The organism is Dermatophilaceae bacterium Soc4.6 (assembly GCA_039889245.1).
Lineage (GTDB): Bacteria > Actinomycetota > Actinomycetes > Actinomycetales > Dermatophilaceae > Lapillicoccus.
Window position 1 is genome coordinate 4,388,025 of record JAZGVH010000002.1, and the last position, 15,642, is coordinate 4,403,666.

The following is a 15,642-nucleotide window of genomic DNA, read 5'->3' on the forward strand; positions in this document are numbered from 1 at the left end:
AACGCTCAGACGATCGTCAGGGTGATCGTCGTGCCCTTGGGCACCATCGTGCCCGCGGCGGGGTCGGACCCGCGCACGGTGCCGAAGAACCCGCCGAGCACCTCGTTGAAGGAGACCTGGAAACCGGCCGCGCGCAGCTCTGCCGCCGCGGCGCCGCGCTGCTTGCCGACCACCTTCGGCACCGCGATGAGCACCGGCCCCTTGGAGACCACGAGCGTGACCTTGTCGCCGCGGTAGAGCGTGCCGTTCGACGGGGTCTGGCTCACGACGGCCCCCAACGGCACGGTGTCGCTGTTGACCGGGGTGCCCTCGGCGGCGGTGAACCCCGCGGCGGCGAGGCCGTCCTTCGCCTGCGCCGCCGGCTTCCCGCTGAAGTCGGGGACGGGGATCGGCTCCCGGCCCTTGCTCACGACCACGGTGACGGGGTCGCCCCGTTTGAGCGTCGTGCCCGGGGCGGGGTCCTGGCTGACCACGGTGCCGGCCGCGACCGTCTCGCTGAAGACCTGGTTGGCCGACCCGGGTTTGAGGTTGGCCTTCTCGAGGGCCGCGGCCACGGCGGACGCCGGGGTGCCGACGAGGGTGGGAGCGGCATAGCGCTCGGGGCCGCGCGAGACGACGAGAGCCACCCGTGAGCTCTTGGCCACCGACGTCCCGCTGTTGGGGTCGCTCGAGAGCACCGTGCCCGCGGCGACCGTCTCGCTGAAGGTCTGGCTCACGGTCGCGGAGAGGTCGCGAGAGCGCAGGGCCTGCTCGGCGGCGGGCTGGGTGAGGCCGCTCAGGGTGGGTACGACGACCTTGCCGCCCGGTCCGGCGGTGAACCACCAGCCCGCGCCGCCCCCGGCGAGGACGACCACCGCGAGGACGGCGACGAGGATGCCGGGCCAGCGCCGACGACGGGCTGCGCCGGAGTCGTCCGGGTCGCCGACGCTCTCCGGGTCCTCGGGGCCGGCCACGCGGCCGCCCGCCCGCCCCGGCGGCGGGACCGTCGGCAGCACGGACGTGGCTCCGTGGGAGATCGCCGGCATCGCGGTGGTCGGGGTCGCGGCTGCCCGCTCACGCTCGCGTGGCGCCGGGCGCAGGTCGAGCTCGTCGGTCCCGAGCGACCGCCGCGCCCGACGCAGCTGGGTGAGGTAGTCGCCGGCGGTGGCGGGTCGCTGGTCGGGGTCGCGTGCCGTGCCGAGCGCGACGAGCTGGTCGAGCTGCGGAGGGACCGTGGCGACCAGGTCCGAGGGGGCCGGCACCGATCCGTGCACGTGCTGGTAGGCGATGTGGATGGGGGAGTCACCGTCGAAGGCCTTGCGGCCGGTGAGCACCTCGAAGAGGACGAGACCCGCGGCATACACGTCGGAGCGGGCATCGGCGATGCCGCGCTCGACCTGCTCCGGCGAGAGGTAGGCGACCGTGCCCATCATCGTGCCGAAGGCATTGGTCGTCGTGGCGGCGGTGACCGCCCGCGCGAGGCCGAAGTCAGCGACCTTGACGGTGCCGTCGGAGCGGACGATGACGTTCTCGGGTTTGACGTCACGGTGGATGAGCCCGGCCGCGTGCGCGGCGTCGAGGGCCTGCAGCACCGGGTCGAGCAGGTCGAGCGCGGCCCGCGGGGTGAGTGGCCCCTCGGTCTGCACGACCTCACGCAAGGTGCGGCCCGGGACGTGTTCCATGACGAGGAACATGTCGCCGTGGTCCTCACCCTGGTCGTGCACGGCGACGACGTGCGGATGGCTGAGCCGCGCCGCCGACCGGGCCTCGCGCCGGAAGCGGGTCACGAAGGTCTCGTCGGCGACGAGGTCGCGGCGCATCAGCTTGACGGCGACCTCGCGGTCGAGCCGCTCGTCGAGGGCGAGGTAGACCGAGGCCATCCCCCCGTCGGCGATGTGCTCCAGCACGCGGTACCGGCCGTCGAGCACGCGGCCGACGACCGGCTCACGAAGGCTCGGACCCACGCCGGTGGACATGTCCGCAAGTGTAGAGAGGTCTGGGCGTGATCCCGCGCAGGCTGGCCCGTGGGGCGGTCGGGGTCAGAACCTCGCCATCAGGGCCTTGACGGTCGCCACGTAGCCCTTGGTGTCGGCGTACATGCCTCTGCTCTGCACCGAGCCGAGGCCCTGGTAGTAGCCCCCGATCGCCTCGTTGAGCGAGTGGGCCGACCGCGTCAGGGCCCGCAGGATGACCACACCAGCCGTCGCGTTGTCGTGGGCGTCGAGCAGGTTCAGCCGGCGTCCGGCCAGCTGGGAGGCCCAGGTGCCGGCGTCCGGGATGACCTGCATGGCTCCGACGGCGTTGGCGACCGAGACCTGTCGCTGGTCCCAGCCCGACTCCTGGTAGGCGATGGCGAGCGCGAGCCGGGGGTCGACGCCGTAGCGGGTGGCGGTGGCGCTGATGATCGCGCGCATCTGGGTGCGGCTGGGCTGCGCGGCGGCGGCGAGCCGGGCACGAGCGGCCGAGGCCGCGGCGACGGTCGTGGCGGGGTAGGTGCGCCCGGCGAAGGTGTTGGCGGACGTCGAGGCAGCAGGCGCCACCGGGGTCGGCCGGAGCAGGCGCAGGGTCTGCCCGATGCGGATCAGGTAGGGCGTGCGCAGGCTGTTGGCCTTGATGATCGAGGTCTGGGTGACGCCCGAGCGTCGGGCGATGCCCTCGACCGTGTCGCCCGCACGGACGGTGTAGGTCGAGGTCGCGGTCGGCGCGCTCGGCGCGGGCCGTGCGGTCGTCGTCGTCGCGGGCCGGGCGACCGGGCTGCCGGGCACGAGCAGCACCTGGCCGACCCGCAGGTGGCGTCCCGCGTCCGGCAGTCGGTTGTGGACGGCGAGCGCACCGGTCGTGGTGCCGGTGCGGTGGGCGATGTCCCAGAGCGTGTCACCACCACGCACGGCGTAGTGCTGCCAACCGGTGGGGGCCGCGGTCGCGGGTGAGGTGACGGGAGCGAGCGTGACGGGCGGCTGGGCAGGCAGTGCGGCGGGGAGCACGTGGCCTCCTGGGTGGTGTGGGGAGGGTGTGGCGAGAGGGGTCAGCGTGGCTGACGTGACCATTGGGGTCAAAAGGGAAGATACAGCATGCCCACCACGGCGTGGTGGCTTGACAAGTCGGACACTCACCCCGAGCGACGCGTCCCATGCCCGGCGCCTCTACTCTGTGAGGGTGCCGAACAGACACGAACCCCTGACCCCCGGCTCCGACCTGCCCTCGGCGAGCGACCAGCCCGACGACCCCGAGACCGGGCTCGCCGAGCTCGTGGGGGAGTGGACCACGGTCCCCGACGTCGCCGAGCGCTACGGCGTGTCCCTGGCCCGCGTCCGTCAGTGGGTGGACGACCGTGAGGTGCTCGCCCTGCGCACGGGCGAGCGGAGGGTGGTGAGCCTGCCCGCCAAGTTCTTCGGCGAGGAGGGCCCCCGCCCCGAGCTCAAGGGCACCTTCACCGTGCTGGGCGACGGAGGCATGGACGACGCCGACATCCTGCGCTGGCTCTTCACCCCCGACGACTCCCTGCCGGTGCCCGGGGCCCCGATCGACTCGATCGTCGCCGGTCACAAGACCGAGGTGCGGCGCCGAGCGATGCTTCTCGCGTTCTGATCGCCGACTGACGCCCCAGAGCGGAAGAAGAGCCCCATGCGTCACCTCGCGTATGCCGCGATGCTCGCGTTCGTCCTCGTCGGCACCCTGCCGCTGCACCGGGTCTTCGACCTCGACCTCGCCCACCAGGTGCGGCGGGTGGCGCTGTCGGTGCTGCCGGTCGCCGTGGTCTTCGTCGGGTGGGACGTCGCGGCGACCGCCGCGGGGCACTGGTCCTTCGACCCCGCCCAGGTGCTCCCGCTCAGGGTCCTCGGGCTGCCGCTCGAGGAGCTCTCCTTCTTCGTCGTCGTGCCCCTCGCCGGTCTGCTGACCTATGAGGCGGTCGGTGCCGTGCTCCGGGCAGGAGGCGTGGGGAGCGCCGTCCGACGGGGCACGCGAGACGACCGTCGGTCGGGCCACGACGGGCAGGCGGGTCGGTGACCTACACGGCCGCGGCCGCCCTGGGGGTCGTCGTCGCCCTGGCCCTCGACCTCGTGGTGGTGCGCACCCGGCTCGTGGTCACGAGGCAGTGGTGGTTCGCCTACGCGATCATCGTCTTCTTCCAGCTGGTCACCAACGGCTGGCTGACCGGGCGCAGGATCGTCACCTACGACCCGGCAGCCATCATCGGCAACGGCAGCGTCCCGCTCGTCGGAGACGGCCGGCTGGTCTTCGCCCCGGTCGAGGACCTCGCCTTCGGCTTCGCCCTGGTGCTCGCGACCTGCGTGCTCTGGGTGCGTCTGGGCGGAAGGGGTCGGCGCCAGCGCTGACCCGCCGAGCGCTCAGGTCGACGTCAGGTCTCGCGGGCGGTGCTCACCGTGACGAGGTCGTCGAGGACCATCAGGGCCTCGGTGTCCAGGCCCGACCGGCCGGCCAGGCTGGTCAGCACGCTGCGGGCCTCGTCGGTGAGGCGGGTGATGGTCTCCTCCACGGCGTCGACGGCACCGGTCGCGTGCAGCACCTCGCGCAGGTCCTCGACCCCGTGGGCGTCGAGGTCGGGCTGCCCGAGCAGCTTGTCGACGATCGCCGTCTGGTCGGCGTCGGCCTGCTCGAGGGCATGGGCGACCAGCAGCGTGCGCTTGCCCTCGCGCAGGTCGTCGCCGGCGGGCTTGCCGGTGCGCTCGGGGTCACCGAAGACACCGAGCAGGTCGTCGCGCAGCTGGAACGCCTCGCCGGCCGCGAGGCCGTATCGCGAGAGGTCGGCGAGGGTGTCGTCATCGACGCCACCCGCGGTGGCGCCGATGAGCAAGGGGTGCTCGATGGTGTACTTCGCGCTCTTGTACCGGATCACGGTGCGCACGGACTCGAACCGGCCGGCGCTGTCGAGCCCGTCCCAGCCGCGGGCCGACTCCAGCAGGTCGAGGTACTGCCCACCCATCAGCTGGGTGCGCATCGTGTCGAAGACGGGCCGGGCCCGGGTCAGGTGCTCGGTGGGCAGCCCCGAGGTGGCGAACAGCTCGTCGGTCCACTGCAGGCACAGGTCGCCCGCGAGGATGGCTGCGGCCTCACCGAACCGGTCACCGGCCCCGGCCCAGCCGCGCTCGGCGTGGAACGCGGCGAAGACGCGGTGCGCCGACGGCATACCGCGGCGGGTGTCACTGCCGTCCATCACGTCGTCGTGCAGCAGCGCCGCCGCCTGGAAGACCTCCATCGCGGTCGCGAGCCGCACCAGGGCGTCGGAGTCGGGGGCACCGGACAGCCGGTAGCCCCAGTAGAGGAAGGCGGCCCGTAGGCGCTTGCCACCGGAGAGCAGCCGCGCCACCGCGTCGACGAGGACCTCGAGGTCGGCGCCGACCGGGGCGAGCACGGTGCGCTGGTGGGCGATCTGGATGTCGACGCACGACTGCACGCGGGCGCGGAGCGCGAGCCGGTCGAGCGGGTCGGGCGGGATCACGGGGTCCTCCGGGAGGGCGGCGAGACGAGCCTCCAGCCTACGGTGCCTCGCTCACGGGCGTCCGAGGTGGTCGGCCACCGATCGGTCACCCCGGCCTGCCGTCTCGTCGGGCACTACGCTCGAGACCATGTCGGTCACCTCGCCGCCCGGATCCACGCGCCCGGCGACCACCCGGGGATCCATCCCCGTGGCGCTCGCGAGCCCCGACCCGAGCATCAGCTTCGAGTTCTTCCCCCCGAAGACCGACGAGGCCGAGACCCAGCTGTGGGAGACCATCCGGCGGCTGGAGAAGACCCGTCCCTCCTTCGTCTCCGTGACGTACGGCGCGGGTGGCTCGACGCGCGACCGGACCGTGCGGGTGACCGAGCGGATCGCGCGCGAGACCAGCCTGCTGCCGCTCGCCCACCTCACCTGCGTCGGGCACTCGGTCTCTGAGCTGCGGGGGGTCGTGGGGTCGTTCTCGGACGCCGGCATCTCCAACATCCTCGCCCTGCGCGGTGACCCGCTGAGCGGCCCGGGAGAGCCCTGGGAGCGTCATGCCGACGGCCTCGACCACGCCGAGGAGCTGGTCGCCCTCACCCGCTCGCTCGGGTCGTTCACCGTGGGGGTGGCGGCCTTTCCTGACCAGCATCCCGAGAGCCTCGACCTCGACCACGACGCGGACGTGCTGGTGCGCAAGGCCGACGCCGGGGCGTCCTACGCCATCACTCAGTTCTTCTTCACCGTCGACGCCTACCTCGCGCTGCGCGACCGGGTGGCGGCCCGCGGTCGGGAGATCCCGATCATCCCCGGGCTGATGCCGGTGACCAACGTCAAGCAGCTCGCGCGGATGACTCAGCTGTCGGGCCAGCCGGTGCCCGACGCCGTGGCGGCGCGGCTGCAGGCGGTCGACGGCGACCCCGAGGCCGTGCGCCAGGTGGGCGTCGAGATCACGACCGAGCTGGCCCAGCGGCTGCTCGCCGAGGGCGCCCCGGGCATCCACTTCATCACCATGAACCGCTCGCCCGCCACGCTGCAGGTGTGGGAGAACCTCGGGGTCACGGCGGCGCACTGACGGTCCGGCCCACCCGGTCAGACCACCTCGGTGGGGAGCCCGCCGCTCATCCGGATGAGCTCGTCGTAGGTCGTGCGGAAGACGGCGTGAGGGTGACCTGCGGCGGCCCAGATGGTGTCGTAGCGCGAGAGACTGACGTCGATGGCCGTGCGCACCGGATGGAGGTGGCCGACCGGGGCGACGCCACCGATGACGAATCCGGTGCTCGCCCAGACGAACTCGGCGTCGGCGCGGCTGACCTCCGCCAGGCCGAGGGCGGCGGCGACCTTGGCGGTGTCGACGCGGTGTGCGCCCGAGGTGAGCACGAGCAGGGGGGTGGGGGAGGCCCCGGGGGCGGTGCGGGCCGCGAAGACGAGGCTGTTCGCGATCTGGGCGACCGGGACGCCGAGCTGGTCGGCCGCCTGCTGCGCCGTGCGGGCGGCGTCGCCGAGGACCACGATCGTGGTCGTCACCAGGTGCGCGGCGATGGCCGCACGGACCCTGACGACCGCGGGGTGGTCGAGGACGTCGGGTCGCGCGCCGGCAGCAGTCGAGACCAGGCCCTCGGGTGACGTCATGGAGCCGACGGTAGCGGGTGGGGGCTGGTCGCGGTGGGTGGTTCGCGAGGTTTCTGAGCGCGTCTTGACAGGCTGTCCGAGGGGGGATGTACCGTGGGGCCATCGAACAGGTGTTCGACTCCGGGTCACCGGATGACCACCTGCCGGTGACCGGTCGACCGGTCCCGGTCGGTGCGCCTCGACCCCGCTCCGGCCGGGCCGGCGGCTCCATCTACTGCTGCCCAACCGAGCCCGGGAAGGGGCCATGTCGCCATGCGTCGGTACGACGACCCGATCGAGGTCCGCTCCACCGTGGTCACCACCACCGGTGGCACGTCCGCCACGACGATCCTGCCCACCGTGGTGCCGGGGGGAGCCGAGCTGGTCGGTGCCCCTCCCGGCACGCCCACCGGCTCCGAGGAGGAGCCGCTCTTCGCTCCCCAGGCCTTCATCTGGCACGGCCGCCTCTACGTCGTGCGCCGGGTCCTCTCGCGGTGGCGGGAACGACGCGCCTGGTGGCGTGACGCGCTCGACCCCCAGCCCGGTCAGGAGACCGGTATCGCCGTCGCCTGCCTGGAGCAGCAGGTGTGGCGGGTGGAGGCCAGTGCCGGCCGAGCGGCGGGTGCGGGGGTCTTCGACCTGGTCCACGACGCGGTGTCGCGGGCCGGCGAGAGTGACTGGCGCCTCGTGGGGGTCGCCGACTGAGGGCCGGGAGCGACGCGCCCGAGCACCGCCCGTGAGGGCACCCCCCGGCACCAGCCGCCGCGGGCCCGAACGACCGCCCCGAGGAAGAGGACCAGGTATGAGCACCCACCACACGAGCCCGAGGGCCGCCGCGGCCCGGCGGGGTCGGACGACGTTGACCGCTGACGTCGGTCGTCGCCCTCCCGTGGCCGCGACGACCCTGGAGCTGCTCGACCGAGCCCGCGGCAGCCTGCTGCTCGCGTGCCGCACCGGCGACGGCGCCGAGCGCTACCTCGAGGCCCACCTCGGAGCGCTGCGGGCAGCTGCGGCTCTGCTCTCGGCCCGCAGTGCGGCCACCGGTCGCTCTCGTCCGCGCAGCGTGTGGGAGGTCCTGCCGGTCGTCGCGCCGGAGCTGACCGAGTGGGCCACCTTCTTCGCCGGGTCGGCCCGGCGCCGGGTCGTCGTCGAGCGCGGGGGAGCCCCCAGCGCCCGGGAGGCCGACGACCTGCTGCGTCAGGCGGAGGTCTTCCTCGAGATCGTCCAGGACAGCCTCGGGGTGCTCCGGGCCGATCGGCTGCCCGACTACCTCGCACCCGTCTCCCTCGGGCAGTCCTCTGCCCGGGGCCAGGACGGCTGATGACCCTGTGCACGACACCTTCGTCCACCTCCACGTCGCCTCGGGCTACTCCTTGCAGTACGGCGCGTCGACCCCCGCCGCCCTCGTCGAGCGGGCCGCCGCCTGGGGTCAGCCGGCGCTCGCCCTCACCGACCGTGACGGGCTCTACGGCGCGGTGCGGTTCGTCCAGGCCTGCGAGGCGGCAGGAGTCGCCCCGATCCTCGGTGTCGACCTCGCCGTGCACGTGACGGCCCCCGCTCGCCGGTCGGGAGGCCGTGACCGGGGCGGGCCAGGGATGTGGGACGGGTCCGCCGGCCTGACCGGCCTGACCGGCACGACCGGCCTGACCGGGGCTGGGGGGTCGGGATGGGGACGACGGGCCGGAGGCGCGGTGCCACCCCCGGCTGCGCGGACGCCGGCCGGCTCCAGGGTGCGCGAGACCGGGCGCACCCCGACCCGGGGTGGGGCCGCCGTGGACGCCCGGCTGCCGCGGGTGACCGTGCTCGCCCGCGGACGTCGTCTCGGTCTCGACCCCGGAGCAGGCTGGGGGCGACTGTGCCGCCTCGTCACCCGCACCCACCTCGCCGGTGGGCGGGGGGAGCCGGTGACGAGTCCCGACCTGCTCGCCGAGCACGCCCGCTCCCCGGGTCCCTCCGGTGCAGGTCCGAGCCCGCTCGTCGTCCTGCTCGGGCCCGACTCCGACGTCGGCCGGGCAGCACTGGCCCGGCGACGCGACCTGGCCCGGGCCGCCCTGGCTCGGTGGCAGGCGCTCCTGCCGCACGACGCCCTGGCCATCGAGGTCGTGTGCCACGGCGGGCCGGAGGGCACCCCGGCCAGCCTCGGTCACGCGGCCCGTCTCTACGCCCTGGCCCGTGAGCACGGCATCCGCGTCGTCCTCACCGCCGCCGTGCGGCACGCCGACCCCAGCGAGGCCGCGACGGTCGACGTCCTCGACGCGGCCCGTCGGCTCGTCGCCCTCGACGTGCGGCACCTCGACCGGGTGACCACGGCCGGCCACCTCGGTCCCACCCCGGCGATGTATGCCGTGGCCTGCGACATCCTCCAGGCCTCGGGGCCCGGCATCAGCGGCGGAGGGGTGGTCGCCAGGGAGGGCGCGTCGGCGCTGCTCGCGTCGACGGTCGAGCTGGCGCAGGAGTGCGCTCTCGACCCCGCCCTCGACCTCGGCATCGGCAGCGTGCACCTGCCCGAGCAGTCGGTCCTCGGCATCGCCCCCTCTGACGACCCGCAGGACGTCCTCACCCAGCGGTGCCGCGCCGCCGTCGGTCAGTGCTACCCCACGAGCAGCCCGTCCGAGCTCGCCGGTGTCGAGGCCCGGCTCGCCGACGAGCTCGAGGTGATCGGTGGGTTGGGGTATCCCACCTACTTCCTCACCGTCGCCATCGTCGTCGACCTCATCCGCGAGATGGGGGTCCGGGTCGCCGCCCGGGGTTCGGGCGCGGGGTCGCTCGTCAACTACCTCCTCGGCATCTCGGGGGTCGACCCGCTGCGCTACGGACTGCTCATGGAGCGCTTCTGCTCCCCCCTGCGGGCGCAGCTGCCCGACATCGACATCGACGTCGAGGCGGCCCGGCGCACCGAGATCTACGAGCGGGTCCTCGAGCACTTCGGTGGTGAGCGGGTCACCTGCGTCTCGATGATGGACAGCTACCGGGTGCGTCACGCGATCCGCGACGTCGGGGCCGCGCTGGGCCTGCCTCCCACCGAGGTCGACGCGATGGCCAAGGCGTTTCCCCACATCTCGGCCCGCAACGTCCGCCACGCCATCGCCGACCTGCCCGAGCTGCGTGCGAGCGGCCTGAACGCCCCGCGTCTCGACCTGATGCTCGACCTCGTCGAGCGTCTCGACGGTCTGCCCCGGCACATCGCCCTCCACCCGTGCGGGGTGGTCCTGTCCAACTCCGGGCTGCTCGACCGCACCCCGATCGAGGCCAGCTATGCCGGCTTCCCCATGAGCCAGTTCGACAAGGACGACGTCGAGGCCCTCGGGCTGCTCAAGCTCGACATCCTCGGCATCCGGATGCAGTCGGCGATGGCTCACGCCGTCGAGCAGGTCCGCCTCGTCGAGCAGGTGGAGGTCGACCTCGACGACCGCACCCAGGTGGCTCTCGACGACGAGGCGACCTTCCGACTCATCCGCACGGCCCACACCCTGGGCTGCTTCCAGATCGAGAGCCCCGGCCAGCGGGAGCTCATCGGCAAGTTCGGCCCCCGGACCTTCGAGGACCTCATCACCGACATCTCCCTCTTCCGTCCCGGGCCGGTGAAGTCCGACATGATCGTCCCGTTCCTCAACGCCCGGCAGGGCTGGGCCGAGCCGCAGTTCCTCCATCCGACGCTCATCCCGGCGCTGCGCGAGACCGAGGGTGTCGTCGTCTTCCACGAGCAGGTGCTGCTCATCGTCGCCGAGACGACGGGCGTCACCCTCGCCCAGGCCGACGAGGTGCGCCGGGGGATGGGGTCCCCCGCGGGGCAGCAGCAGCTCGAGGCCTGGTGGCGCCCGGCCGCCCTGGCCCGGGGGTACGACCCCGCCGACTGCGACCGCATCTGGGAGGTCCTCAAGGCCTTCGCGTCGTTCGGGTTCTGCAAGGCGCACGCGGCGGCGTTCGCGCTCCCGACCTACCAGTCGGCGTGGCTGAAGACCCATCACCCGGCGGCCTTCCTCTCCGGGGTGCTCACCCACGACCCGGGGATGTATCCCAAGAGGCTCATCCTCGATGACGCCCGCAGCCTCGGGATCGCGGTCCTCGGTCTCGACGTCAACGCCTCGACCGGTGCCTACGTCGTCGAGCGGGTCGACCACGGACCTCACGGCGACGGCAGCGCCACTCCCGGCACCGCACCCGATGCCCCGTCCGGTCTCTCCGGCACGCCGTCGGGTCACGTCGGCCAGCACCCCGACCTGCCGGACGGCAGTGCCCACGGCATCCGCCTGTCCCTGTCGGACGTCAAGGGCATCAGCGCCGCCGAGGTGGCCCGCATCGTGGCCGGCCAGCCCTATGCGGGCCTCGCCGACTTCTGGCGACGGGCCCAGGTCTCCCGCCCGACGGTCGAGCGGCTTGTGCTCGCCGGGGGGTTCGATGCCGTCTACGGCATCGGCTCGCTCACTCCGCAGCGGGCCATCGCCTCCGGCCCGGGGCGTCGAGGTCGGGTGACCCGCCGCGACCTGCTCCTGCACGTCGCCGAGCTCGACCGGTGGTCGCGCTCGGGCTCGGGTCGCGCCCGGCCCCGGGTCGTGGCGGCGTCCGCATCGGCGCGCACCGTGGTGACGAGCCGGGTCCGCGAGGAAGGAGAGGACGGGGAGGGAGGAGCAGGAGCAGGAGCAGGAGCAGGGGAGGACGTCGCCCGGCTCGCGGCCCTCCAGTCCCGATCTGCCCGACCCGTGGTCCCGGCCGACCAGCACGCCACCCAGCTGACGCTCGACCTCGGCGACACCCCTCGTCTCGAGCGCAGCTCGGGGCTGCCGGAGATGACGGGCCCCGAGCGGGTCAGGGCCGAGCTCGACATCCTCGGGCTCGACGCCAGCGCCCACATCGTCGACTTCTACGTCCCGATGCTCGACGCCCTCGGAGTCACCCGCTCGCGCGACCTGCTCACCGCCCGTAACCGGGGTGAGGTCTGGGTCGCGGGGGTCAAGGTCGCCACCCAGACGCCACCGGTCCGCTCGGGGCGGCGGGTGGTCTTCCTCACCCTCGACGATGCGACCGGGCCTGCCGACGCCACGTTCTTCGAGGACGTCCAGGGCCCTTACGCCAGCACCGTCTTCCACTCCTGGATGCTCCTCGTGCGGGGGGTGCTGCGGCGCACGGGCCCACGAGGGGTCTCGGTCCGAGCGACCGGAGCCTGGGAGCTGTCCGGGCTCTGGGAGGCCTGGACCCGCGGCGGGATCGAGGCCGTCCACCAGTCTCTCCGCGCTGCTGACGAGGAGGCGGTGAGCCGCAGTGCCGCCGCCCTCACGGCAGCGCAGGAGGCCGACGGTCGTGCGCTGCCCGTCCCCGCAGCCGTGTCGCGCTCGGGGGGAGGCCGCGAGGCTGGGAGCGACCACGAGGCCGGCTCGGACCCCGCCGACCACCCGTACGCCGACGTCCGACCCGGCGGTGTGGGCCGTCGCGGTCGCGCCGGCGGCATGGGCGGTGGCCCACGCAGCATCCCCACCACGTCAGCCTCACCTGCTCCTGCTCCTGCTGCTGCCCCGGCTGCTGCCGCCGCCGCCTCGGCGCCCTCCCGTCAGGTGCCGAGCGGCACGGCTCCCGGTGGGGTCGGGCACGTCGTCGACGGGGTGCACACCCGTCGAGTGCTCGTGCACGCATCGGGGTTCGTCCAGTCCCCCTACGCCGACATCAAGCCGGCGGGGTCCGGTTCCCGGTCGTCACGCGAGCTGTCCGATCCCTCGGTCGTGCCCGACGACACCGGGCTGCTCGGCCTGCCTCCTCGCAAGCTGTGGCACTCCAGCCCCGGAAGCTCGGGGCACTAGTGTTGCGACCAGACCACCAGCATGCTGCGAAGGGCGGAGAAGGATCCTCATGGCCGACGAACGGCGCTCGTCAGGGCGTGTGGGGGCGGCGTCCTTGCGCAACCACGCGGTGTCGACCGCCGTCGACGACCTCGTCACCGGTGAGCAGGCCCGACTGGGTCGTCCTCTCCAGGTCCTCGACCTCGGCGGCGGCACCGGCGGTCTCGCCGTGCGACTGGCCGAGCTCGGTCACGCCGTCACCGTGCTCGACCCCAGCCCCGATGCCCTGGCCGCGCTCACCCGTCGGGCTGCCGAGTCCGGGGTCGCCGACCGGGTCACCGCCCTGCAGGGCGACGCCGACTCGCTCGTGGGCACCAGCCCCCTCGTCGGCCCCGAGCCCACCGAGCCCACCGAGCCCACTCGTCTCGCCGGGCCCTACGACCTGGTGTGCTGTCACGGGGTCCTCGAGGTCGTCGACGACCCGGCCGCCACCCTCACCGCCGCCGCCGGGGTGCTCGCGCCGGGCGGTCATCTCTCGGTCACCGTCCCGGGGCGCCTCGCCGCGGTCCTGGCCAAGGTGCTCGCGGGTGACGTCGGGGCGGCGCTCGAGCTGCTCGTCAGCGCCGACGGTCGGTGGGGTGCCGCCGACCCGCTGCCGCGCCGGTTCGACCTCGCCGGCCTGCGCCGGCTCCTCGAGGACGCCGGGCTGGTCGTCCAGCGGCTGCAGGGCGTACGGGTCTTCGGTGACCTCCTGCCAGCGGGGGCCCTCGACGACCCGTCCGACCAGTCGGCCTTCCTCGCGCTGGAGCAGGCCGTCTCCACCCACCCCGACCACGGCGCCGTCCTCGGTGGCCTGGGCGCCCACCTCCACGCCGTCGCGCGCTCGACCTGAGGCCCGCCCCACCGCGGTGCGGCCCCGGAGGCAGCGATGAGCCGGCGACAGTTCACGGCGCCCCGACGCACGGCTGACGGTGAGCCCGACGACACCGGCTGCACGGTGCTGCACGTCGACATGGACGCCTTCTACGCCTCGGCGTCGCTCATCGACCGGCCCGAGCTGCGGGGGCGCCCCGTCATCATCGGCGGCGGGGGTCGCTCGGTCGTGCTGTCCGCGACCTACGAGGCCCGGCGGTTCGGGGTCACCTCGGCGATGCCGATGTCCCGGGCGCGGCGGCTGTGCCCCCAGGCGGTCGTGATCCAGCCGGACTTCACGCGCTACGCCCAGATCTCCGAGGCGATCATGGCGACCTTCCACTCGGTCACCGACGTCGTCGAGCCACTCTCCCTCGACGAGGCGTTTCTCGAGGTCTCGGGAGCTCGACGGCGGCTCGGTCCCCCTGCCCACATCGCCCAGCAGCTGCGCGACGCCATCGCTGACGAGCAGGGCATCACCTGCTCCGTCGGGGTGGCGTCCACGAAGTTCGTCGCCAAGCTCGCCTCCGGTCTGGCCAAGCCCGACGGGATGATCGTCGTCCCCGTCGCCGAGGTGCTCGGTTTCCTCCACCAGCTGCCCGTCGGTGCCCTGTGGGGAGTGGGTGAGCGCACCGAGGAGGTCCTGCAGCGACTGGGGCTGCGCACGGTCGCCGACATCGCGCACACTCCGGTCGAGACCCTGCGCACCGCGCTGGGTGACGGCACCGGCACCCACCTGCACCAGCTCGCCTGGGGTCGCGACGAGCGGGCGGTGGTGCGTCAGCAGCGCGAGAAGAGCATCGGCTCGGACGAGACGTTCGGGCACGACGTCGACGACCCCGTCGTCATCCACCGCGAGCTGCTGCGGCTGAGCGACCGGACGGCAGCCCGGGTGCGGTCCGCCGGTCTCGTCGGGCGCACGGTCACGGTCAAGGTGAGGTTCGCCGACTTCACCACGATCACCAGGTCGCGGACCCTGCGCGACCCCACCGACGTCTCACGCGACCTCTACGCCACCGCCCGCTCCCTCTTCGACGCGCTCGGTCTGCAGCGGGCCCGGATCCGGCTCGTGGGGGTCCGGATGGAGGGCCTCACCGAGGCGGCGGGCGCCCCCATCCAGGCCACCCTCGACGAGCCCGACTTCGGGTGGCGGGACGCCGACCGGGCCGTCGACCGCGCCAGCGCCCGCTTCGGGGCCGGGGCGGTGCGTCCGGCTGCCCTCGTGCGTGAGCCAGGCGTGCCCGGACGCTCCGGACCCTCTGGTCGCGCCGGACCCTCCAGACCTCCGGTGCCTCCCGGACGCACGGGCCGAGCCGTCCCCCCGCCGTGAGGCAGCCGGGTGTGACGAGACCAAGTCCGGGGCACTGTCGCGCTGGCCGCGCCCGAGGACTTACAGTGATCAAGAGAGGGTAAGAGACCTCTGCGCTCCGGCGAACCTTGTCGGGTCGCCAGACGTCTTAATGATGTAGGCCAGTGTCGGTGAGGGAGGTTTGACGGTGCCGCTGTCGGAACACGAGCAGAAGGTCCTCCAGCAGATGGAGCAGGCCTTGTATGCCGAGGACCCCCGCTTTGCCACCCACATCACGAACCACGGGTTGCACCAGAACAAGCGGCGGATGCTTCTCGGTGGCTTGGGTGTCGTCGCCGGGCTCGCTCTCGTGGTCCTCTCCGTGCTCAACATGCTGATCTGGCTCGGTGCTGTCGGCTTCGCGCTCATGGTCGCCGGAGGTGCCTATGCCTTCACGCCCACCCGCAAGGCCGTCGTCGGCGCCGTGGGCGCTGACGGCACGGTGCGCAAGACCGCAGCGGGCGGGAAGAACCGCGCTGGCGCGGGCCGCCAGGGATTCATGCAGCGCATCGAGGCCCGTTGGGACCGTCGGCGCAACGACAGCTGGTGACCTGAGTCACCACCTGCTTCCTTCTCAGGTC

At 73.4% G+C, this 15,642-nt stretch carries 14 protein-coding genes; 10 read left to right on the forward strand and 4 right to left on the reverse strand.

The window, feature by feature from the left end; translation table 11 throughout:
• Positions 1–5: 5 nt before the first annotated feature.
• Together pknB and V3N99_20530 are read right to left on the reverse strand one after the other, a co-directional pair.
• Positions 6–1,955, reverse strand: a complete 1,950-nt coding sequence (gene pknB / locus V3N99_20525; protein MEO3939114.1) for a Stk1 family PASTA domain-containing Ser/Thr kinase — start codon at positions 1,953–1,955, stop codon at positions 6–8.
• 63 nt (positions 1,956–2,018) lie between these two features.
• A complete protein-coding gene (locus V3N99_20530; protein MEO3939115.1) occupies positions 2,019–2,963 on the reverse strand; it encodes a LysM peptidoglycan-binding domain-containing protein in 945 nt (314 codons plus the stop codon).
• 172 nt (positions 2,964–3,135) lie between these two features.
• Here V3N99_20530 and V3N99_20535 point away from each other — a divergent pair, with 172 nt between their 5' ends.
• Genes V3N99_20535 through V3N99_20545 form a run of 3 tightly spaced genes read left to right on the forward strand, consistent with a single transcriptional unit; the run spans position 3,136 to position 4,316 of the window.
• Positions 3,136–3,567 (forward strand): Rv2175c family DNA-binding protein, encoded by a 432-nt coding sequence (locus tag V3N99_20535; protein MEO3939116.1) that lies wholly within the window; start codon positions 3,136–3,138, stop codon positions 3,565–3,567.
• A 36-nt stretch (positions 3,568–3,603) separates the two neighbouring features.
• Positions 3,604–3,987 carry a lycopene cyclase domain-containing protein gene (locus V3N99_20540; protein ID MEO3939117.1) on the forward strand — a complete coding sequence of 128 codons (384 nt, stop codon included), beginning with the start codon at positions 3,604–3,606 and terminating at the stop codon, positions 3,985–3,987.
• The gene (locus V3N99_20545) at positions 3,984–4,316 is read left to right on the forward strand and encodes a lycopene cyclase domain-containing protein (protein MEO3939118.1); all 333 of its coding nucleotides are present in this window, start codon (positions 3,984–3,986) and stop codon (positions 4,314–4,316) included. Before V3N99_20540 ends, V3N99_20545 begins: the two co-directional genes overlap by 4 nt.
• 23 nt (positions 4,317–4,339) lie before the next feature.
• Here the strand turns inward: V3N99_20545 and V3N99_20550 are convergent, their stop codons facing one another.
• Positions 4,340–5,440, reverse strand: a complete 1,101-nt coding sequence (locus V3N99_20550; GenBank protein ID MEO3939119.1) for a polyprenyl synthetase family protein — start codon at positions 5,438–5,440, stop codon at positions 4,340–4,342.
• Between the two features lie 127 nt (positions 5,441–5,567).
• On the opposite strand from V3N99_20550, the gene metF reads away from it, so the two are divergent.
• Positions 5,568–6,494 (forward strand): methylenetetrahydrofolate reductase [NAD(P)H], encoded by a 927-nt coding sequence (gene metF / locus V3N99_20555; protein MEO3939120.1) that lies wholly within the window; start codon positions 5,568–5,570, stop codon positions 6,492–6,494.
• 17 nt (positions 6,495–6,511) lie between these two features.
• Here metF and V3N99_20560 read toward each other — a convergent pair whose 3' ends face one another.
• The gene (locus tag V3N99_20560) at positions 6,512–7,051 is read right to left on the reverse strand and encodes a YbaK/EbsC family protein (GenBank protein ID MEO3939121.1); all 540 of its coding nucleotides are present in this window, start codon (positions 7,049–7,051) and stop codon (positions 6,512–6,514) included.
• 252 nt (positions 7,052–7,303) lie between these two features.
• On the opposite strand from V3N99_20560, the gene V3N99_20565 reads away from it, so the two are divergent.
• The 6 genes from V3N99_20565 (at position 7,304) to V3N99_20590 (ending at position 15,611) form a co-directional block, all read left to right on the forward strand.
• The gene (locus V3N99_20565) at positions 7,304–7,735 is read left to right on the forward strand and encodes a DUF6504 family protein (GenBank protein MEO3939122.1); all 432 of its coding nucleotides are present in this window, start codon (positions 7,304–7,306) and stop codon (positions 7,733–7,735) included.
• Between the two features lie 97 nt (positions 7,736–7,832).
• Positions 7,833–8,351, forward strand: coding sequence for an SAV_6107 family HEPN domain-containing protein (locus tag V3N99_20570; protein ID MEO3939123.1), 519 nt, complete (start codon positions 7,833–7,835; stop codon positions 8,349–8,351).
• A gap of 7 nt (positions 8,352–8,358) precedes the next feature.
• Positions 8,359–12,822: a PHP domain-containing protein gene (locus V3N99_20575; protein ID MEO3939124.1), complete on the forward strand. Its 4,464-nt coding sequence runs from the start codon at positions 8,359–8,361 to the stop codon at positions 12,820–12,822.
• A 49-nt stretch (positions 12,823–12,871) separates the two neighbouring features.
• On the forward strand, positions 12,872–13,693 hold the full coding sequence (locus tag V3N99_20580) for a methyltransferase domain-containing protein (protein ID MEO3939125.1): 822 nt from the start codon (positions 12,872–12,874) through the stop codon (positions 13,691–13,693).
• Positions 13,694–13,729: 36 nt separating this feature from the next.
• Positions 13,730–15,043: a DNA polymerase IV gene (gene dinB, locus V3N99_20585; GenBank protein MEO3939126.1), complete on the forward strand. Its 1,314-nt coding sequence runs from the start codon at positions 13,730–13,732 to the stop codon at positions 15,041–15,043.
• A 166-nt stretch (positions 15,044–15,209) separates the two neighbouring features.
• The gene (locus V3N99_20590; GenBank protein MEO3939127.1) at positions 15,210–15,611 is read left to right on the forward strand and encodes a DUF3040 domain-containing protein; all 402 of its coding nucleotides are present in this window, start codon (positions 15,210–15,212) and stop codon (positions 15,609–15,611) included.
• The last annotated feature ends 31 nt before the right edge of the window (positions 15,612–15,642 follow it).

Coding starts and splice junctions, on each gene's coding strand:
- pknB (MEO3939114.1), bottom strand. CDS start 1,955: ATGTCCACCGGCGTGGGTCCGAGCCTTCGTGAGCCGGTCGTCGGCCGC.
- V3N99_20540 (MEO3939117.1), top strand. CDS start 3,604: ATGCGTCACCTCGCGTATGCCGCGATGCTCGCGTTCGTCCTCGTCGGC.
- metF (MEO3939120.1), top strand. CDS start 5,568: ATGTCGGTCACCTCGCCGCCCGGATCCACGCGCCCGGCGACCACCCGG.
- V3N99_20560 (MEO3939121.1), bottom strand. CDS start 7,051: ATGACGTCACCCGAGGGCCTGGTCTCGACTGCTGCCGGCGCGCGACCC.
- V3N99_20565 (MEO3939122.1), top strand. CDS start 7,304: ATGCGTCGGTACGACGACCCGATCGAGGTCCGCTCCACCGTGGTCACC.
- V3N99_20570 (MEO3939123.1), top strand. CDS start 7,833: ATGAGCACCCACCACACGAGCCCGAGGGCCGCCGCGGCCCGGCGGGGT.
- V3N99_20580 (MEO3939125.1), top strand. CDS start 12,872: ATGGCCGACGAACGGCGCTCGTCAGGGCGTGTGGGGGCGGCGTCCTTG.
- dinB (MEO3939126.1), top strand. CDS start 13,730: ATGAGCCGGCGACAGTTCACGGCGCCCCGACGCACGGCTGACGGTGAG.